Origin of the sequence: Granulicella sp. dw_53, from assembly GCF_018449545.1 — a bacterium.
GTDB lineage: Bacteria > Acidobacteriota > Terriglobia > Terriglobales > Acidobacteriaceae > Edaphobacter.
Genome location: NZ_JAAVUR010000003.1, coordinates 501,597 through 519,964, shown reverse-complemented (window position 1 = coordinate 519,964; position 18,368 = coordinate 501,597). Strand labels below are relative to the sequence as shown.

The window sequence follows — 18,368 nt, the reverse complement described above, 5'->3', positions numbered from 1 at the left end:
CTTACGGCAGCGGCCTGTTGGTCAGGAAGTGGATCCGAAGCTCCAGGTTGGGACCCTTGAAGTCCTTCGGCAGAGGAGGGAACTGTCCTTCGCTGGTGATCGCACTCCAGCAGGCCAGGTTGATCGCGTCATCGTGGGTCGAGTCGTCCATGTTCATGGCCGCGATCTTGCCGTTGGGCAGGATGGTGAACCGGATCAGCGTCTCACCCTGCTTGTTCAGCGGAGGCCGCGCCTCTTCAGGGATCAGTGGCTCCCAGTTGCGCTTGATGTCCCCGAGAATTCGCCGCAGATAGGGTCCGAAGTCCACGCCCATCGTGTCCGACAGGACCTCGGCTCCGGTATTCATGCCGTTATGCGAAGGAGGCAATCCTGCCCCGTAGTCTCCGCCGCTCCCGCGGTTCTGCGCCGCCTGCTGTGCCGCCTGTCGAATTGCGCTTCCCGCGGATTGACTCTGATTCCCGAAGTTGGGTTTCGTAGGTGCCGGTCGAGGAGCATCGATCATCGCCTGGGTCTGTGGCGGAGTGGGCTGCGGCTGAGGAGCTTGCGGTTGTTGCTGCTGGGGAGCGGCTTGCTGTTGCTGCGGAGCCGCCTGAGGCTGCGGAGTGGGCGGCAGCTTCGACGGAGCGGGAGGCCCTGCCCGCCGCATCGCTTGTAACTGCTCCAGTGTCTTCTTGTCCAACGTCGGCTTGGAGGTCTGGGCCGTGTGATCCTTGTCGCTGATGACCTTGGTCGGCTTCCGGGGCAGATCCTTCGAGATGTCCTTGGGCATGTCCAGGTAGGTCATCTCGCGGTCGCGCTGCTTCAGCACATCCGCGGGATTGATCAACCGTGGTTGATGGAAGAGGACCTGTGGCCCGTAGAAGATAAACCAGCCGACGATCAGGTAGACGATCAGCGAGATATAGACGGATTCGCGAAACCGCGCTTTGGCTCGCTCATCGTCCAGCGAGTCGAGCAGGTGAATCAGTTCATGTTCTTCGAGCTCGCCAAATCGTCCGGTTCGCACCTTGACGGGCGGGCTGGGAGGCGTAGAGCTGGGCGGAGTCTCGAGAGATGGCATCGGCTATGTTCTTCTGACTCCCGAACTTGGCGGAGGTTATAAAATTTAGATTCGGCCCTGGTGGCCAAAGCAGCTTGTTGTCCCTATTTTCTCACTATTCCATTGCACCCGATACAGATACCTTCACCTTGGCTTTTACTCCAGTAAACTAGCCGGGTGACTCAAAGCCTCTCAGCGGATATTCGTGCCGTCGTCCTTACCATCAGCGACCGCTGCTTCCAGGGACAGCAGACCGATCTCTCCGGCCCCGCGGTCGTTCAGCTTCTGCGCGAGAGGGGTGTTCTCGCCCTGGATACGCTCATCCTCCCTGACGAGTTGGACCAGATCGTCGCCGCTCTGCGCACCAACGCTGCTACCCATAACCTGGTTATCACCACCGGCGGTACCGGCCTCGCCCCCCGCGACGTTACTCCCGAGGCCACCCGTCTCGTCTGCGACCGTCTCATCGACGGCCTCTCCGAGCGTATGCGAGCGGTGGGGCTTCTGGAGACTCCTCTCGCTGCCCTCAGCCGCGCTGTCTGTGGAGCTACAGGCAGCACCCTCATCCTCAATCTTCCCGGCAGCCCCTCCGGAGCGCGGACCTCTCTTGCCGCGGTCCTCCCGCTGCTGCCGCATGCCCTGGACCTTCTGGCTGGACGTACTACCCACCATGCGGGCGACCAGCCAGCCACATCGGACTATTCACACGGCCATGCCGTGTCGAAGGTAAAATCGGATTAACCCAGTGAAACTTCATCCGATCGCGCTCTTTCACAAGCTGAACCTTGGCATGCTCACCCTGCTCAAACCGCTGGGCATCTGGGGCATCGGCGCACTTGCCATCATCGATTCTTCGTCTATCCCTGTCCCTATCGACGCTTTTGTCATCGACTACGTCATCCAGGACCACTCCAAGTTCATCCTGTACTGCCTCATGGCAGCGGTGGGCTCCGCTATCGGCAGTCTCGTCCCGTACTACATCGGCCGTGCGGGCGGCGAGCTCTTCCTTCTGAAGCGCATTAATCGGCAGCGTTACGAGCAGCTTCGCGACCGCTTCGAAAAGCAGGAGTTTCTCGCCATCATGATCCCCGCGATGATGCCCCCACCGATGCCCGTCAAGCTCGTGGAGATCGCCGCTGGTGTCTTCGAGATGAAGCCTCTCTGGTTCTTCTGTGCGATCGCCATGGGGAAGTTCGTCCGCTTCATGTTGTGGTCGATTCTTATCATCCTCTACGGGCCGGCGATTATCCGTACCATCACCAATACGCTTCATCACCACCTCACGATGGTGCTCAGCCTGACTGGGGCTGCCGTCGCGCTGATCGTGGTCTATGTTCTCCGGAAGCTCTTCGACCGCCGCCGTGGCACGGCCTTCCCAGCCGAAGAAGACAATCTCCTCCCCAAATAGGAAGGGCTGCGATCCCTCGCGGCCCTTCGAATCATTTCATTCTTTCGAAGCGGTCTAGGCCAGCGGTAACCGATTCGCCTGCGCTTCGTGCACGCTGTCGGAGATGCTTCTGGCCAGCGCGGGCAGGCCAAACAACGCGCCTGCCGTCACTGCTGTCGAAATTACATCGTTTGCGTAGAAGGGGATGGCGGCGACATAGCAGGCCGCCAGTCCAGCGGCGCTGTGCGGGTACATTGCGCTTCCCGCCCACACCATGAAGTTGCTCAGAAGGAAGAACGAGGTCGACGAGACCATCACCGCGCCTGCAACCCGCAGCATCGAGGGGCCAGCCGTCTTGCCGTCCGTTTGTTTGTTCGCCAACATCTGGTGTCCTACCAGGCAAACCGCTGCATACCAAAGCCAGGTCACCCCATACGCGCTCACATGGAACGGATAGTGGTAGGCGAACACCGTCAGATAGTAGTCTGTCGCCATCATCGCCAGGACCGCGATTGCGGCCTGCCAGCGGCTGCGCCGTGCGCCAAAGAACAGCAGACTTCCGCCAACCGCGGTAAAGCCCACGCTGGTTGTGCCAAAGGAATGGGGAAGGATGCGGCTCAGGACAGCGAGTAGAAGTACAAGATAGGCGGCCATGGGAACCTCGAAAGACGAGCGCAAGTCGGAACAGAGTCCAAATCTCGCATATCAAACTGCGTCAACCTTGATTCTCTGTCTTTCTGGCCCTCTGGGTCAACCGATTCAGGAGTGGGTTCGCGCGCTACCGCTGTACCTTCCCCTCAAATTCCATCTTCACCACCTTGCGGTCCCCGTCGATCAGAACCGATCCTGCCAGCGACTCCCCCGACCGTCCTTTTATGAAGGGAGTGTCGACCATGACTCGCAGATCCCGAAGCGTAACCTGAGTCAGGCCCTGATCCTCGGGATCGGGCGACTGGGCCGTCTCCGAGACCAGCGGAAACTTCGACCAGTCCAGATAGACCTCACCCAACCAGCTTCGCTTTGCGATCAATGTGGCAATCGTGGTGGGCGGCTTGTAAAAGATGTCTCCGGGACTCTTCGTGACCGTTCCGTGGAGCGTATCTACTACTGCCAACTGATACTTTTCCGGCATCTCCACGACGGCATGCCATTGGTAAGGGTTGATCGGATAGGGACTCACCCAGACCCTGGCGACTCCTTCTCCAAAGTCCTCCGCCTCCGTCAGTTGCAGGGCTTTTTCCTTTTCGATCGTCCGCCAGCCCGCCAATGCGACCATTCCAAGCAGTGCGGCGATCGCCCAACCACGTCCTCGAAAATGGGACTGCTTAGCCCCTACCTCGCTCCCGACCAGGCCAAAGAGGGAAGGAGCAATCAGCGCCACCAGCAGCAGGGTAAGCAATACCGGCTCAACAACATAGAAGACCGATCCGGCGTACCAGCGCAGATTGAACGGAAAGAACGGCCGCAGTCCATAAGCATTCGCCCAGTCCAGCAGGAGATGACTTAACAGTGCGATCAGCGTAAATCCGAACAATAATCCCCAGTGGACCGGCGCGTCAGAACTCCTCTTGGAGATAGGGCTCTCTTGCTTCGTGCGGCCACTTCGCCATCGATGCCAGAGCCAGGCCACCCCCACCACTGCGGCTGCTTCCACAGGAAGCCCCAAAAACGTATGGGTCCAACCCCGATGATGCTGAAATTTGGCGATAGGTCCGGCGATTCCCCACAGCGTATCGATGTCCGGCAGCTCCGCCGCCACGGTCATCGCCACCGTCGCATACGCGGCCTTGCGGTTGAAGCCCACCCGCGCCAGACAGGCCCCCGTCATCAAGTGCGTGATTGGATCCATGGCACCAGCATACCCGTAGCTCTCTCTTCCATTCGTCACAGATGCGGATGTCGTTCTTTGCGCTTTTTGCCACGGGTGGGTATTGTGCAAAGCACACCGCTCTTTTGTTCTCACTCCGTCATGCCCGACCGCCTACCCGAATCTCTGCCCGAATCCGAGCCGGCACTCAGCATCTTCCTTGCTGCCTTCGAGGATGGCACGCTGCCCAAGCAACGCTGGACGCATGCCGCCCATATCCTCACTGGCGCTTGCTATGTCCACGTCCTGGGTGAGTCTGCCGCTATTGACCGGATGCGCTCCAGGGTCAGCGCCTATAACCTCGCTGTTGGCGGCCAGAACACTCCCACTAGCGGCTATCACGAGACCGTCACCGTCCTCTGGATCAAACTGCTCGCGGCCTTCTTGCGCGAACATCCGTCTCTAAATCGTGTCGCCTTCTCCACCATGGCTGTCCAGCACTTCGCCTCGCAGCGGGATCTTCTACGCCGCTTCTACGACTTCGACGTCGTCGCCTCCATCGAGGCACGCCGTACCTGGACTCCGCCCACCCTTCAGCCTCTTCCCTAACGCACAGCCTGCCCTCATATACTCATAGCCATGCCGCAAACCAAGGCTCAATCTCCCGAACAGCGCATCCACACCCTGCGCGACGAGATCGCCCACCACGAGTATCTCTACTATGTCGATGACGCGCCCGTCCTGACTGACGCACAGTACGACGCTCTGATGAACGAGCTTAAGGCGCTGGAAGCCGAGCACCCCGACCTCATTACTCCCGACTCGCCTACGCAGCGCGTCGGCGGCAAGCCTAAAGAGGGCTTCATCAAGACCCCTCACTCACGGCCCATGCTCTCGCTCGACAATGCCTATAACGAGGCCGAGCTGCGCGCCTGGGACCAGCGCCTCCGCGACGCTCTCCCCAGTACCGAGACCGTCCGGTACGTCTGCGAGCTCAAGCTCGACGGTCTTTCTCTTGCGCTTCACTATGCGCCTGGGCCTAAGGGCTCCGCTCATCTCGAACGCGGCATCACTCGCGGGGACGGGACGATCGGCGAAGACGTCACCTCCAACGTCCGCACCATCCGCTCCGTCCCGCTTAGCATCGACGCAGCAAAGCTAGCCGCCGCTGGCCTTCCCCTGACCTTCGAGGTCCGTGGCGAGGTTGTGCTGCCTGAGGCAGCTTTCCTTAAGCTCAACCAGGAACGCGAGACCCAGGGTCTCGCACCCGCCGCCAATCCCCGCAACGCCGCTGCCGGAACCATCCGCACACTCGAACCCAACATCGTCGCCCAGCGCCGTCTCGACATGTACGCCTACTTCTTGCTGCGCGACGGCGAGACCCTTCTTCCTCAACAGTCCACCACTCTCGAGGCCCTTCGTACTGCTGGCTTCCGGGTCAACAAATACGCTCGCGCCGTCGACGACATCGACGCCGTGCTCAAGTTCATCCACGACGCCGAACCGCTCCGCGACACCCTCGGCTACGAGATCGACGGCGTCGTCATCAAGGCCGACTCTATCGCCCAGCAGCGCCGGCTCGGCTTCACCGGCAAAGCCCCTCGCTGGGCCATCGCCTACAAGTTCGCTGCCCGCGCCGGCATCACCCAGCTCCTCGGCGTCGCCTTCCAGACCGGCCGCACCGGCAAGATCACTCCCGTCGCCGAGCTCCAGCCCGTCTCCATCGGCGGTACCACCGTCACCCGCGCCACCCTCCACAACCCCGATGAGATCGCCCGGCTCGGGGTTCGCATCGGCGACTTCGTCTCCGTCGAGCGCGGCGGCGATGTGATCCCCAAGATCGTCGAGGTCGTCGAAGACAAGGCTCATCCGCGCGGCTCTGAAGCCATCGTCTTTCCCACAAACTGTCCCCGCTGCAAGACCGCCCTGGTCCGCGAAGAGGGCGAGGTCGATCTCCGCTGCGTCAACGTAAGCTGCCCGGCTCGCCTCGAAGAAGAGCTTCGCCACTTTGCCTCGCGTGGCGTCATGAACATCGAGGGTCTCGGCGAAGCTCTCATCGCTCAACTGCTTGGCCACACCCTGGCCGAGCAGGAACAGACTGCCAGCCACGCCATCGACAGCACCACCACCGTCTCGCCCGACGAACCTACGGAAGCAGAGACCCCCACCCGGGACGCTCTGGTCCACTCCATCGCGGACATCTACGATCTCACCAAAGCCCAGCTGTTGACCTTGGAACGCATCGGCGAAAAATCGGCCGACTCTCTCCTGGCTCAGATCGAGCGCTCCAAGTCCGCCCCTCTTAACCGCGTCCTGCTTGGCCTCGGTATCCGCCACGTCGGTGAGCGCACCGCCCAGACCCTCGCCGATGAGTTCGGCTCTCTCGATACCCTCATCGCCGCGACGGAAGCGCCCGCCGAAGGGGCAGACGACCCTCTCACTCGCATCAACGACGTTGGCCCAAAGGTCGCGGAAGCCATCCGCGACTTCTTCTCCAACAAGACCAACCTCGCCCTCATCGAGCGCCTCCGCAAAGCCGGTCTCACCTTCACCTCAGAGCGTCGCGAGCGCGGGACTACCTTTGCCGGCCTCACCTTTGTCCTTACGGGCACTTTGCCTACCCTCACCCGCGAGGTCGCCAAAGAGAAGATCGAAGCTGCTGGAGGCAAGGTCTCCGGCTCTGTCTCGAAGAAGACCAGCTACGTCTTAGCGGGGGAAGAGGCCGGCTCCAAGCTGGACAAGGCCAATTCTTTAGGCGTCCCTGTGCTGGACGAAGCCGCCTTCCTCGCCTTGCTAAAAGATGGCATCACCACCTGACTCTCGTCTGCGGAATACTTGGGATTGGGCTAGTGGGGTTAGGGCTTTGAGGTGGGAAGGACTTTGATCTCGAAGATGGTCGGCCACTGTTTCCCGGTGACGAAGATGCGGTCGCCTTTGGGGTCGTAGGCGATGCCGTTGAGGACGGATTCGGCGTTGACGCGCTGGTCGTCGGGGAGGATGCCGGTGAGGTCGATCCAGGCTATGACGTGGCCGTCGAGGGGGGAGATGCGGGCGATGCGGTCGGAGTGCCAGACGTTGGCGTAGATCTCGCCGTGAATGTATTCGAGCTCATTGAGCTGGTCTACGGAGCGACCGCCGTCTTTGACGACGATGTGGCGTGTCTCGGCAAAGGTTGTCGGGTTGCGAAAGCGAAGAGTATCCGTCCCGTCGCTGGTGATGAGTTCTTTGGCGGTGCGGGTCATGCCCCAGCCCTCGCCCTGGTAGTGGAACTGAGCGATCTGGCGCAGGGAGAAGCGGTCGTAAACGAAGCCTATGTGGGTCTGCCAGGTCCATTCGATGAGGTTAGGACCCCAGTCGACGATGCCTTCGCCGAAGTATTGGGGGGAGAGTTCGAGCTGCTGGACGGGCTTACCGGTCTCGGGCTGAGTGACGAGGATGGCGGAGTGGCCGGTGAGGCCGGTGCCCTCGTAGAAGAGGCCGTTGAGGTAGAAGAAGCCTTCGGTGTAGCTGTCGGTGGAGTGAGGGTATTTGTGGATGATCTTGTAGTGTTCGACGGGGGCGGCGAGGCAGGGGAGGGTGAGGGTTAGGAGGAGGGCGAGCTTGGTGCGGAAGAGTCTGGGCAGGGGCATCGAACTTTACCTGGTTTACCTGGAAGGTTGGTTGTTTCTGTGTGGCACTGTCTGGGCGGTGACGGGTAAAGGACGGACTGCGGGATTTGTGGCTAGGGAAGGAAAACGGTCGAGCTTCGCTCGATGCCCACCTTCGCGACGATGAGACTGTCGCGAAGGTGGGGCACCCGGCTTTATTCGGTTTGGTTGGTTTATTACTTACTTGTTGCGTTCGGCGTAGACCTTCTGGGCGGCGATGAGGCCGGTGCCGAAGGCGAGGTTGGGGAGGGGCAGGTTGGCGGCGATGGCTACCTGTTCCAGTGCGCCGATGATGGCGATGGTGTCCATGTAGTCGAAGAAGCCGATGTGGGCGATGCGGAAGAGGGAGCCCTTCATCTCGCCCTGGCCGTCGGTGACGATGGCGGCGAACTTGGAGCGTAGTCCCTTGACGATGATGCCGGAGTCGACGCCGGTCGGCGGGACGATGGCTGTGGCGGCTGCTGCTTCGAAGCCGACGGGCGCGAAGAGCTTGAGGCCCAGGGCGGTCGCTGCGGCGCGGGTCATGGCGGCGCAGGTCTCCGCGTTGTCGACGAGCTTCTTGCGGCCTTCGACGAGGTCGCCTTCGGCCTGTCCTGCGATGTAGTCGAGGGCTGCACCGAGGGCGGCGATGAGAGCGACGGAGGGGGTGTAGGCGGACTCACCCTTTGCGGCGTTCTTGCGCTCCTTGCGGAGGTCGAAGTAGTAGCGCGGGTTGTAGGTGGCTTCCATGCGGTCCCAGGCGCGCTGGCTGACAGCAAGGTAAGAGAGGCCTGGGGGAATCATGACGGCCTTCTGGGAGCCGCCGATGAAGACGTCCACGCCCCAACCGTCCATGTCGAGGGGTGTGGTGCCGAGGCCGGTGATGGCGTCGACGATGAGGAGGGCTTCGGAGTGCTCGCTCTTGAGGAGCTTGGCGATGCCTTCGATGTCGTGGCGGACGCCGGTAGAGGACTCAGTGGCCTGGACGAAGACGGCGCGGGTCTCGAGCTTGAGTCCGGCCTTGACGGCCTCGAGGGTGAAGGTACTGCCGTAGGGGGCGGAGACGACGTCGACCTCGCAGCCGAAGGCCTTGGTGATGCCGGACCAGCGCTCGCCGAACTTGCCGGCGGTGAGGACGAGGACGCGGTCTCCGGGGCTGGTGAGGTTGGAGACGGCGGCTTCCATGGCTCCGGTGCCGGAGCTGGAGAGGACGAGGACGTCGTTCTTGGTGCCGACGAAGTCCTTCAACTGCGAGAGGACGCGGGTGAAGAGGGCGCGGAACTCGGCGGTGCGGTGATGGATGTCTGCGGCAGCCATTGCGAACTGGGCTGCTGGGAGCAGTGGGGTCGGACCGGGTGTGAAGAGGCGGGTTTTGCGAATCATATTGATTATTGTAATGGGGTGAGGTGGGGGAAGGCTTAACACCGATAAACGCCGATGACACCGATTTTTTGTTTGTCTCGTGAAGACGGTAGGGGTTGCGGGGTGGGTGGTTCGCGAAGAGTGGGCTTATGGTGTTTTCTATAATGGGTGTTTCAGAGTAAGAAAGAGAGAGTGGCGATGAGTATTGGAACGAAGATTCAGGCGGACATTATTACGGCGATGAAGGCGAAGGATGAGCATCGGTTGACGACGTTGCGGATGGTGAAGTCGGCGCTGAAGAACAAGGAGATCGATAAGCGCGAGGCGCTGACGGATGCTGAGGAGAGCCAGATTTTGACGACGCTGATCAAGCAGCGGAGGGAGTCGGTGGAGTCGTTTACGAAGGGCGACAGGCCGGAGCTGGCGGAGAAGGAGCGGGTAGAGATAGGGATGATCGAGGGGTATCTGCCGCAGGCCGCTGGAGAAGATGAGATTCGTGCGATTGTGGTCGCGGCGGTGGCGCATCTGGCGACGGCGAATGGCGGGGCGAAGCCGGGACCGAAGGATATGGGCGCGGCGATGAAGGTCGTTCAGCAGAGGATTCTGTCGAATGGGTTGAGAGCAGATGGGAAGCTGGTGAGTGAGTTGGTGAAGGCGGAGCTCTCCAGGGATTAGGCTCAGAAGCTCAGGCTATTTGGTGTCTGTGATTTTGTACTGAGCGAGGGTTTCGGGGGTGAGGCTCTGGTTGGTTTGGGGGAGTTGTTTCCAGGGATCCTTTGAGAGGCGGGGCTTCCAGGCGGGGTAGTCGGCTACGTGGAAGAGGGGGCGGTCTTCGAGTTTGAGGTCGTTCCAGCTTAGGGGCAGGGAGACGGGGGCTCCGGCGCGGGCGCGGGGAGAGAAGGCCGCGACGGCAGTGGCGCCGCGCTCGTTGCGGAGGTAGTCGAGGTAGATACGGTCCTTGCGGGCGGCCTTGGACATCTTGGTGAGATAGAGGCTGGGGTGGGCCTTTTCAAGCTGGAGGACGACGGCGTGGGCGAAGTCCTTGACGGTGGGCCAGGCGTACTCGGGCTGGATGGGGGCGACGACGTGGAGGCCTTTGCCGCCAGTGGATTTAAGGAAGGTCTCGAGGCCGAGTTTTTTGAGGGCCTTGCGGACCTCGGAGGCGGCGTCGGCGAGGGTGCTCCAGGGGATGGAGGCGTCGGGGTCGAGATCGATGATGATGTGGTCGGGGTGTTCGAGATCTTCATTGCGGGAGCCCCAGGGATGGACTTCGAGGACGCCCATCTGGGCGAGGCCGGTGAGGGCTTCGGCGGTGGAGAGGGTGATGTAGGGCTCAAGCTTGCCGGTCTTTTTGTCGGGGACGTCGACGGACTCGATGCCGGGAGGGAGCATGGCGTTGACGTGCTTCTGGAAGAAGCAGGGCTGGGTGGAGCCTTCGGGGCAGCGGACGAGGGAGAGCGGGCGGCCGGTGATGTGGGGCAGCATGTGCGGCGCGATGGCCCAGTAATAGTCGGCTAGCTGCTGCTTGGTGAGGCGGGATTCTTCGTCGAGGATCTTGTCGGGGTGGGTGAGGCGGATGTTGGCTGGAGCGGTGGATTTAAGAGCGTCTTTGGTCGCTGCTTTGGCGGCGATGGCTGGGTTGGTGGCGTGGGAGGCATGTTTGGCGGCGGGGTGTTTGACGCCGCGGGGTTGGGGGTTGGGCTCTTCGCGGCGGACCTCGGCTGCGGGCTTGTCTTCGCGGAGGCCCTTGAAGGATGCCTGGCGGACGAGGTTGTCGGCGGTCCAGGTGGCGAAGTTGACCTGGGCTACGAGCTTCGGAGTGACCCAGATGGCTCCGCGGCGAGCTTCGGCGGGTGGGTTGTGGAAGGGATTCGCGGGTTGGCGAATCTTTTCGAGCTGGGTGCGGATGATGCTGTGGGTCTTGGAGGTGAAGCCAGTGCCGGTGCGGCCAGCGTAGATGAGCTTTCCGGCGGCGTCATAGTAGCCGAGTAAAAGCGAGCCAATCGCGTGGAGGCCGGCGTGGCCTTTCGCTGGAAGGGTGAAGCCGCCGATGACGAACTCCTGCTCGTGGATGCATTTGAGCTTGAGCCAGTCGGAGGTGCGGCCGGAGGTATAGCGGGCGTCGGCGCGTTTGGAGATGATGCCCTCGGCGTGGAGCTCGCAGGCTTTGCGGAACATGACTTCGCCAGAGGTTTCGAGGTGCTCGGAGAGTTGGACGTACTCGCCGGGGTTGGCGAGGAGGCCGGCGAGGATGGCTTTGCGATCGATGAGGGGGAGGTTGCGGAGGTTGTGGCCGTTGAGGTGAAGGATGTCGAAGAGGAAGTAGGTGAGGGGCTTTTTGACGCCCTCCTGGAAGGCGGCCTGGAGGTCGGCGAAGCTGGTGGTGCCGTCTTCGGAGAGGACGACGACCTCGCCGTCGAGGATTGCGGACTCGGCTGGCAGAGCGGCGACCTGGGCGGCGATGGTCTTCATGCGGTGGGTCCAGTCGAGGCCAGTGCGGGTGAGGAGCTCGACCTTTCCTTTGTTGAGGTGCGCCTGGATGCGGTAGCCGTCGAGTTTGAGTTCGTGGAGCCAGCCGGAGGTGGCGGGTGGGGTGGTGGCTTGCGTGGCTAGCTGGGGGGCGATGAACTTGGGGAGGGGTTCTTTGGGGGCTTTGCTGAGGTTGGGGGTGAAGTTTTTTGGGGGCTTGGCTTGGGCGGTTTTTTGCGCTTCGGCTGCTGGTTGTTTGGTGTCCTGGCGGAACCAGGCGCTGCCCTTGGGGTTGGCGGTCTCTTTGGAGTTCCAGACGTGGTCTTCGTTGGCGGCGATCTGGTCGAGGGTGCGGTCGGTGACGACGGAGTTGGGAGCCTCGTCGGTGATGGCGGGGTCGTCCTTGCCGCGCTCAAAGCCGTCGTGCTCTTTGATGAGGAGCCAGTTGGGCTTCTTCTCGTTGGCGGCTTTGCCGCCCATGCGGACGAGGGTCCAGTTGCCCTTCATCTTGGTGCCGTGCATGGTGAACTTGAGGGAGCCGGAGCGGAGACCGGCGTCGACGTCGGTGTGGCCGGGCTGGGGCTCCCAGGTGCCGTTGTCCCAGAGCATGACGGTGCCGCCGCCGTACTGGCCGGCGGGGATGATGCCTTCGAAGCCGCCGTACTCCATAGGGTGATCTTCGACCTGGACGGCGAGGCGGCGGTCTCCGGGGAAGTAGCTGGGGCCCTTGGTGACGGCCCAGCTCTTGAGGACGCCGTTCCAGCCGAGGCGGAAGTCGTAGTGGAGGTGCGAGGCGGCATGTTTCTGGATGACGAAGGGAAGTTGCTGACCGGAGGACTTTGAAGCGGAGGACTTGCCGCTGGGCTCGGCGGTGATGTCGAAGTCGCGCATGGAGCGGTAGCGCGCTAGTTGTTCGTCGATGGCGTCCGAGGCGCTGTTGGATTGCTTTTTGGCGGCGGACTTTTTGGCTGGAGAGGCTTTCTTCGCGGGGGCGATCTTTTTGGTTGAAGTCTTCTTCGCCGTTGTGGTAGGGACTTTTTTCGCGGTGGCCATAGATATTTATGCCGACTTGCGGGGGCGAGGAGATTTGGCGGCAGATTTGGCGGTCTTGACGAGGCTGAGGCCCTTCTGGGCTTCGGTGGCCTTTGTCGGAGCCTTCTTCTTTGCCGTAGCTTCTTCCTTTTTGGAGGCGGCTTCGGGCTGAACGCTCTTGCGGAGGGCGTCCATAAGGTTGATGACCTTGGCGGAGCGGGGAGCGGGCTCGTCGGTGGGGATGGGGGCGTTGTTGACCTTAGCTTCGACCATCGCCTTGAGGGCGGCCTCGTACTCGTCCTTAAACTTCTCGGGGTTGAATTTGGAGGCTTTGCGCTTGATGAGCTCTTTGGCGAGGGAGAGCTGGTCGTCGTCGACGGTGGTCTTTTTGATCTCGGAGAAGTAGTCGGAGGGCTTGCGAAGCTCTTCTGCGTAGCGGAGAGTGTAGGCCATCATGCCGCGGGTCTCGACGGTGTCTTCCTTGGCCTCGGGTGGGGCGGAGATGGCGACGAGGTGTTCGCGACCGCCGAAGGCGATCTTGCCGAGGGCTGCCTTGTGGGTAGACTGGAGTGCTTTGCGGACCACGGTGAAGGCTTCGGTCTGCTGGTCGCCGTCGGGGACGACGAAGTAGGGCTTCTCGAAGAGCTCGGGGTCGAGTTCTTCGAGGTCGACGAACTGGGTGACTTCGAGGGTATGGCGGGATGGGATGCGGAGGTTCTCGATCTCGCCGGGCTCGATGGTGACGTATTCGCCCTTGCGGTACTCGTAGCCTTTGACGATCTCGTCCTTCTCGATGGGGCCCTGGTCGCCGGAGACCTTCTGGTGGTGAATGCGTTCACCGGTCTTGCGGCTGAGCTGGTGGAAACGAATCTCGCTCTTGGCCTCGGTGGCGGGGAAGAGTTTGACTCCAAAGGAGACGAGAGAGATCTGAATGTGACCGGACCAGAAGGGACGTGGCATGGGAGTTTCTCCAATCTATAGGAGGCGCATGGGTAGAGCAGGGATGCCCATTCATAGCGGCGTTTTATGGTTTTCGCAACTGTCGATCGGTCTTTTAGGGAAAAGTTTACTGATGAGTTACGAACATCCCACGGTTGTGAGCGACAGACGACATTGCAAGGTACTTTCTTGTGATGATTGATCTTTCTTATGTGTAGTGCATCAAAATTTGGGGAGAAAATTTTGGCGAACGAAAATGTACCGACGCATGAGAGCAAGAGGCGCGGATTCTGGTGGTGGACAGGGTTTACAGCGCTGATCGCAGTGGCAGTTCTGGCTCTGGTGGGAACGATCATGGTCAAGAGGGCCGATCCTATTATGAAGGGCCGTGTGATCGAGACTTTGAGCACCCGGTTTCAAAGCAAGGTTGAGCTGGACGACTTTCAGGTGGCGCTGGGGCGGGGCCTGGAGGTGACTGGGAAGGGGTTGAGGATCTATCCGCCGGATGACGTGGTGGCGGCGGGGGCGAATAAGCCGCTGATCGGGGTTGGAAGCTTCGAGTTCCATTCCGGGCTGCGAGGGCTGTTCCTGAAGCCGATGCATGTGGGGACGGTGCATGTTTCGGGGCTGGCGATCAACATTCCTCCGAAGGAGCAGCGCCAGGCGGGGGCGAAGCGGGAGCGTCATGCGGGGAAGATAAAGATTCAGGTGGATGAGATCGTGGTGGACGACTCGCGGCTGATCATCGGGACTCTGAAGCCGGGGAAGGATCCCAAGGACTTCGAGTTACAGAGAATTGAGCTGCACAACGTGGGTCCGTCGGAGCCGTGGCGGTACGAGGCGACACTGGTGAATGCGATTCCGAAGGGTGACATTCACGCCAAGGGGACGTTTGGGCCGTGGGTGACGGAGAGTCCGGGCGATTCGGCTGTAACCGGTCACTATACGTTCGACAACGCGGATATGAATACGATCAAGGGCATCGGCGGAATGATGTCGTCGGTGGGTGAATTTACGGGGCAACTGAACCGCATCGGAGTCAACGGGACGACGGACATCCCGAACTTTTCGATCGATACAGCCAACCATCCGATGTCGCTGCATACGAAGTTCGACGCGGTGGTGGACGGCTTGACGGGGGATACCTACCTAAACCAAGTGGATGCGCGGCTGGGCGGGTCGGACATGTCGGCCAAAGGAATGGTTGTCAACGTGAAGGGCAAAGGGCACATCATCGATATCACTGTGGATGTGCCGCATGGAAGGATTCAGGACTTTCTGCTGCTGGCGGTCAAGACCCAGCCAGTGCTGGTGACGGGCGGCTTCAGCACGAAGACCCGGCTTTATATCCCCCCGGGGAAGGTCAGCGTGTCGCAAAAGATGGCGCTGAAGGGCGCGTTCACGATGCGGCAGATTCACTTCACCAATGAAAAGGTGCAGGACAAGGTGGATATGTTGAGCCTGCGAGCCCAGGGGGACCCGAAAGAGGCCAAACCGGGTGCGGAGGACGTGCAGTCGGAGATGAAGGGGCAGTTCACGATGAATGCGGGGCGGCTGACGTTCTCGAACCTGGGGTACACATTGCCTGGAGCGAAGGTTCAACTGGCGGGGGTGTACTCGCTGGATGGGAACGAGTTCGATTTCCATGGGAAGGTGCGGACGGACGCGAAGGTCTCGCAGATGGTGGCTTCGAGGTGGAAGTCCTGGTTGCTGAAGCCGGTGGACCCGTTCTTCAAGGGGAAAGATGGGCAAGGCGGATCGGAGATTCCGGTGAAGATTACGGGGACGAAGTCTGAGCCTAAGTTCGGACTGGACCTGCACCATAAGGATGAGGCGAACAAAGGAAAGTAAGGGTTTGCAGGGAAGGGCAGCCAGGTTTGGCGCGTTCTTCTCTACGTGAAGTTCAAAAGAGACCATTCCTTCGGGATGGTCCCTTTCAACTCAGAGCTATTCGCGGATGATTTTGACGAAGATTCCGTCGGGGAGCGTGGCTCCCCCGAGGATGTGGACGACGCCGTCGCGGGTGAATCCGCGGAGCATCGCGTCGGCTTTGGACGCGGGGGCTGCGGACGGGTAGGGGTCGGGCGGGGCTTCGGACTTGGCCGGGTAGGGATTAGCTCTTTGGATGATGGGTTGTGCGGGCTGGGTTGGAGCTGCGCTGGGTGTCGCGCGGGATTGGGGGCTAGGCGACGTGGGTGCGGGACCCCGGCGCATTCCGCGGTCCATGGCCTGGTTGGCGAGGGCGTCGGCGGCCTTGTTCTTATGGCGAAGGGCATGGGTAATCTCGAAGCCTTCGAGGCGGGCGATGCGGCTTTTCGCCTCCTGCCAGAGGGGTTTGAGGTCCGGGGAGTTGACTTTGTACTTGCCCTGGATCTGCTTGACCATGAGCTCGGAGTCGGAGATGACCTTGAGGCGGGGGAAGTGGTTGTCGAGGGCGAATTGGAGGCTGGCGAGGAGGCCGGAGTATTCCGCGTAGTTGTTGGTGCGGATGCCGAGAAACTCGGAGAGCTCCGCCACGACATTGCCTTGGGCGTCTGTGACTTCGGCGCCGTAGCCGGCGGGGCCGGGATTGCCGCGGGCTCCGCCGTCGCAGTGGGCGGTGATCCAGCCGGCGCCAGTGGGGGTGGGTGCTGTTTGGGATGCGGAGAAGAGGCCGGTAGGGGTGGGGCGTGGAGGCATGGCTCAAGTTTACTGGAGGTTGCTCACCTTTTTGGGGGGCTCCGGTCTATTGGAGTGAACAGATTTTCTGACTCCGGAGTCGGAATGATGAATGCAGATGCAGCGGGAATGAACCTGGTCGACGGACTGGGTACGAATGGGCTAACTATTGAGCGGAAGGCGACTTCCGGGAACGCCGGTACGCGTGGGCGTCGACCGAGTCCGTTCGCCCTTGGTTTGCAGGCGAAGGCTGATGCGGTGGCGGTAGAATCGTTACCAACGATGCCTAAGGTTGCGACCCAGACCGGCACCAGGAACGGCAAGCTGACGCCAGCGCAGATCGAGGCGCGCGCACAACAGCGGAGCGAAGACGACGAGCTGATCCGAGAGGCGCAACGTGGCCAGCGGACAGCCTTCGATGCGCTCGTGCGGAGGTATGACCAAAGCGTGTTGAGGCTGGCGCTCCATATGCTGGGAAATGAGCAGGATGCTCAGGATGTGCACCAGGAGGCCTTTATCAAGGCGTACCGGCACCTGGGAAACTTTCGATTTGAGTGCTCGTTTTATACCTGGCTGTACCGGATCGTGACGAATTTATGTCTCGATCAGATGCGCCGGCGCAAGAGCCGCAGAGAAGATCCGGCCACGGTACTGGACGCAAGTGGCGACGAGATGGATCTGATGGCGAATGTGACCGATGACCGGGCGATGGCGAATCCGGGCCGGGAGCTGGACCGGAAGGTGATGAGCCAGCAGATCAGCGAGGCGTTGGACAAGTTGACGCCGCGCGAACGCACCGTCTTTGAGCTGAAGCACTACCAGGGGCTGAAGTTGAGGACGATCGGAGAGATGTTGAGTACGACGGAGGAGACGGCCAAGAACACGTTGTTCCGCGCAACACGGAAGTTGCGGAGCAATCTGGCCGGGGTTCGCTAGGAGTACGGCAGGCAGCAGGAAATTTCGCGGCGTTAGCCGGGCAGTCGTACAGACCCGCAGCGCCGATACCAAAGGGCAAAAGAAGTTGCAGGGTATGGATTTATTCGAGGCTGGAAGAGGCAGAGCAATGAAGTGTGATGTCGCGCAGGACCAAATCGTATTGTTGGGATATGGCGAGCTGCCGGACGAGCTGGCTGATGGGCTGGAACAGCATCTGGCAGGATGCGAGTCCTGCCGCCGTGAGCTGAATGCTCTGAAGGCGATGGAAGAGTATCTGGAGCTGCTTCCAGTGCTGGAACCTTCTCCCAATCTGCTGGCGCAGAGCCGAATGCGGCTGGATGACGAGCTGGACTTGATCCCGGCACACGGATTCCTTACACGGCTTCGTGTGAACTTTTATGCCTGGGTGGGGCATCTGCAGAGCGCCCCGGCCCTGGCCACGCTGCTGCTGGGAGTGGGTTTCCTGGGGGGGAACTTTACCTACCGGTATCAAGTAGCGCATCAGCCACGGCCTGCGGTTCCGACCACCTATAGCCGTCCCGCGGATGGCGTCATTGCAAACGTGACGGGGATCGTGCAGACGCCTAACTCCGAACTGGTGCAGGTGAACTACAACCGCATCGTTCCGGAGACTGTGGAGGGCTCGCTGGACGAGCCGCGAATTCGCGAGCTTCTGATGATGGGGATGAAGCCGGCGGCGACTAGCGGAGTGCGGGCGGACTCTGTGGCTCTGCTCTCGAGCGAGTGCAAGGTGGAGCACAACTGCGCCGTACAGCCGGATGGGAAGGGAATTCGGTCGCAGCTACTGGTGTCGTTGCGTTACGACAAAGATGCGGGTGTGCGGTTGAAGGCACTGGAAGGATTACAGCGGTTTGTAGGACAGGATCACAGGGTGCGGGATGCGATCCTGGAAGCTCTGATGCATGACCAGGACGCGCAGGTACGGACGGCGGCGATCGCCTTGTTGGAGCCGGTACAGTCGGACTCAAGTGTAAGGCAGGTCCTGCGTACGGTTTCGACGCAAGATGAGAACCCTTTCATCCGAACGGCTTCTTACCAGGCCTTGCAAGGTGCCGGGGATATTCAGTAGTTTCAAAGTCGGCCAAGGCGGCG

General features: G+C 61.1%; 16 protein-coding genes. 8 read left to right on the top strand and 8 right to left on the bottom strand.

Annotation, left to right across the window (positions count from 1 at the left end; genetic code table 11):
• Nucleotide 1: 1 nt before the first annotated feature.
• Nucleotides 2-1,060 carry a TonB C-terminal domain-containing protein gene (locus HB393_RS07390; RefSeq protein ID WP_213804500.1) on the bottom strand — a complete coding sequence of 353 codons (1,059 nt, stop codon included), beginning with the start codon at nucleotides 1,058-1,060 and terminating at the stop codon, nucleotides 2-4.
• Nucleotides 1,061-1,216: 156 nt separating this feature from the next.
• Here HB393_RS07390 and HB393_RS07385 point away from each other — a divergent pair, with 156 nt between their 5' ends.
• Together HB393_RS07385 and HB393_RS07380 are read left to right on the top strand one after the other, a co-directional pair.
• On the top strand, nucleotides 1,217-1,780 hold the full coding sequence (locus HB393_RS07385) for a molybdenum cofactor synthesis domain-containing protein (protein WP_213804499.1): 564 nt from the start codon (nucleotides 1,217-1,219) through the stop codon (nucleotides 1,778-1,780).
• A gap of 4 nt (nucleotides 1,781-1,784) precedes the next feature.
• Complete coding sequence (locus tag HB393_RS07380; protein WP_213804498.1) at nucleotides 1,785-2,447, top strand: VTT domain-containing protein; 663 nt, start codon at nucleotides 1,785-1,787, stop codon at nucleotides 2,445-2,447.
• Nucleotides 2,448-2,501: 54 nt separating this feature from the next.
• Here the strand turns inward: HB393_RS07380 and HB393_RS07375 are convergent, their stop codons facing one another.
• Nucleotides 2,502-3,080: a DUF6580 family putative transport protein gene (locus HB393_RS07375; RefSeq protein ID WP_213804497.1), complete on the bottom strand. Its 579-nt coding sequence runs from the start codon at nucleotides 3,078-3,080 to the stop codon at nucleotides 2,502-2,504.
• Nucleotides 3,081-3,204: 124 nt separating this feature from the next.
• Nucleotides 3,205-4,275, bottom strand: coding sequence for a metal-dependent hydrolase (locus HB393_RS07370; protein WP_213804496.1), 1,071 nt, complete (start codon nucleotides 4,273-4,275; stop codon nucleotides 3,205-3,207).
• A 57-nt stretch (nucleotides 4,276-4,332) separates the two neighbouring features.
• Between HB393_RS07370 and HB393_RS07365 the strand changes: the two genes are divergently transcribed.
• Together HB393_RS07365 and ligA are read left to right on the top strand one after the other, a co-directional pair.
• Nucleotides 4,333-4,842 (top strand): hypothetical protein, encoded by a 510-nt coding sequence (locus HB393_RS07365; protein WP_213804495.1) that lies wholly within the window; start codon nucleotides 4,333-4,335, stop codon nucleotides 4,840-4,842.
• Nucleotides 4,843-4,872: 30 nt separating this feature from the next.
• Complete coding sequence (gene ligA, locus HB393_RS07360) at nucleotides 4,873-7,050, top strand: NAD-dependent DNA ligase LigA (RefSeq protein WP_213804494.1); 2,178 nt, start codon at nucleotides 4,873-4,875, stop codon at nucleotides 7,048-7,050.
• Between the two features lie 38 nt (nucleotides 7,051-7,088).
• Here the strand turns inward: ligA and HB393_RS07355 are convergent, their stop codons facing one another.
• Nucleotides 7,089-7,862, bottom strand: coding sequence for a glutaminyl-peptide cyclotransferase (locus HB393_RS07355; protein ID WP_213804493.1), 774 nt, complete (start codon nucleotides 7,860-7,862; stop codon nucleotides 7,089-7,091).
• Between the two features lie 198 nt (nucleotides 7,863-8,060).
• A complete protein-coding gene (locus tag HB393_RS07350) occupies nucleotides 8,061-9,242 on the bottom strand; it encodes an alanine--glyoxylate aminotransferase family protein (RefSeq protein WP_213804492.1) in 1,182 nt (393 codons plus the stop codon).
• Nucleotides 9,243-9,419: 177 nt separating this feature from the next.
• Between HB393_RS07350 and HB393_RS07345 the strand changes: the two genes are divergently transcribed.
• Nucleotides 9,420-9,896: a GatB/YqeY domain-containing protein gene (locus HB393_RS07345; protein ID WP_213804491.1), complete on the top strand. Its 477-nt coding sequence runs from the start codon at nucleotides 9,420-9,422 to the stop codon at nucleotides 9,894-9,896.
• Between the two features lie 15 nt (nucleotides 9,897-9,911).
• Here the strand turns inward: HB393_RS07345 and ligD are convergent, their stop codons facing one another.
• On the bottom strand, nucleotides 9,912-12,743 hold the full coding sequence (gene ligD, locus HB393_RS07340) for a DNA ligase D (RefSeq protein WP_213804490.1): 2,832 nt from the start codon (nucleotides 12,741-12,743) through the stop codon (nucleotides 9,912-9,914).
• A 6-nt stretch (nucleotides 12,744-12,749) separates the two neighbouring features.
• Complete coding sequence (locus HB393_RS07335; RefSeq protein ID WP_213804489.1) at nucleotides 12,750-13,682, bottom strand: Ku protein; 933 nt, start codon at nucleotides 13,680-13,682, stop codon at nucleotides 12,750-12,752.
• Nucleotides 13,683-13,904: 222 nt separating this feature from the next.
• Here HB393_RS07335 and HB393_RS07330 point away from each other — a divergent pair, with 222 nt between their 5' ends.
• Nucleotides 13,905-15,512, top strand: a complete 1,608-nt coding sequence (locus HB393_RS07330; RefSeq protein WP_255550881.1) for an AsmA-like C-terminal region-containing protein — start codon at nucleotides 13,905-13,907, stop codon at nucleotides 15,510-15,512.
• A gap of 96 nt (nucleotides 15,513-15,608) precedes the next feature.
• On the opposite strand, the gene HB393_RS07325 is transcribed toward HB393_RS07330, so the two are convergent.
• The gene (locus tag HB393_RS07325) at nucleotides 15,609-16,340 is read right to left on the bottom strand and encodes a ribonuclease HI family protein (RefSeq protein WP_213804487.1); all 732 of its coding nucleotides are present in this window, start codon (nucleotides 16,338-16,340) and stop codon (nucleotides 15,609-15,611) included.
• Nucleotides 16,341-16,424: 84 nt separating this feature from the next.
• Here HB393_RS07325 and HB393_RS07320 point away from each other — a divergent pair, with 84 nt between their 5' ends.
• Nucleotides 16,425-17,255: a sigma-70 family RNA polymerase sigma factor gene (locus HB393_RS07320; RefSeq protein WP_255550880.1), complete on the top strand. Its 831-nt coding sequence runs from the start codon at nucleotides 16,425-16,427 to the stop codon at nucleotides 17,253-17,255.
• Nucleotides 17,256-17,382: 127 nt separating this feature from the next.
• The gene (locus HB393_RS07315; RefSeq protein WP_213804486.1) at nucleotides 17,383-18,345 is read left to right on the top strand and encodes a HEAT repeat domain-containing protein; all 963 of its coding nucleotides are present in this window, start codon (nucleotides 17,383-17,385) and stop codon (nucleotides 18,343-18,345) included.
• Nucleotides 18,346-18,368 lie beyond the last annotated feature (23 nt).

What these genes read in the sequence shown, in the direction of transcription:
- HB393_RS07370 (WP_213804496.1), bottom strand. Translation starts at nt 4,275, where the DNA reads ATGGATCCAATCACGCACTTGATGACGGGGGCCTGTCTGGCGCGGGTG.
- HB393_RS07350 (WP_213804492.1), bottom strand. Translation starts at nt 9,242, where the DNA reads ATGATTCGCAAAACCCGCCTCTTCACACCCGGTCCGACCCCACTGCTC.
- HB393_RS07335 (WP_213804489.1), bottom strand. Translation starts at nt 13,682, where the DNA reads ATGCCACGTCCCTTCTGGTCCGGTCACATTCAGATCTCTCTCGTCTCC.
- ligA (WP_213804494.1), top strand. Translation starts at nt 4,873, where the DNA reads ATGCCGCAAACCAAGGCTCAATCTCCCGAACAGCGCATCCACACCCTG.
- HB393_RS07345 (WP_213804491.1), top strand. Translation starts at nt 9,420, where the DNA reads ATGAGTATTGGAACGAAGATTCAGGCGGACATTATTACGGCGATGAAG.
- ligD (WP_213804490.1), bottom strand. Translation starts at nt 12,743, where the DNA reads ATGGCCACCGCGAAAAAAGTCCCTACCACAACGGCGAAGAAGACTTCA.
- HB393_RS07390 (WP_213804500.1), bottom strand. Translation starts at nt 1,060, where the DNA reads ATGCCATCTCTCGAGACTCCGCCCAGCTCTACGCCTCCCAGCCCGCCC.
- HB393_RS07320 (WP_255550880.1), top strand. Translation starts at nt 16,425, where the DNA reads ATGATGAATGCAGATGCAGCGGGAATGAACCTGGTCGACGGACTGGGT.
- HB393_RS07375 (WP_213804497.1), bottom strand. Translation starts at nt 3,080, where the DNA reads ATGGCCGCCTATCTTGTACTTCTACTCGCTGTCCTGAGCCGCATCCTT.
- HB393_RS07355 (WP_213804493.1), bottom strand. Translation starts at nt 7,862, where the DNA reads ATGCCCCTGCCCAGACTCTTCCGCACCAAGCTCGCCCTCCTCCTAACC.
- HB393_RS07325 (WP_213804487.1), bottom strand. Translation starts at nt 16,340, where the DNA reads ATGCCTCCACGCCCCACCCCTACCGGCCTCTTCTCCGCATCCCAAACA.
- HB393_RS07315 (WP_213804486.1), top strand. Translation starts at nt 17,383, where the DNA reads ATGAAGTGTGATGTCGCGCAGGACCAAATCGTATTGTTGGGATATGGC.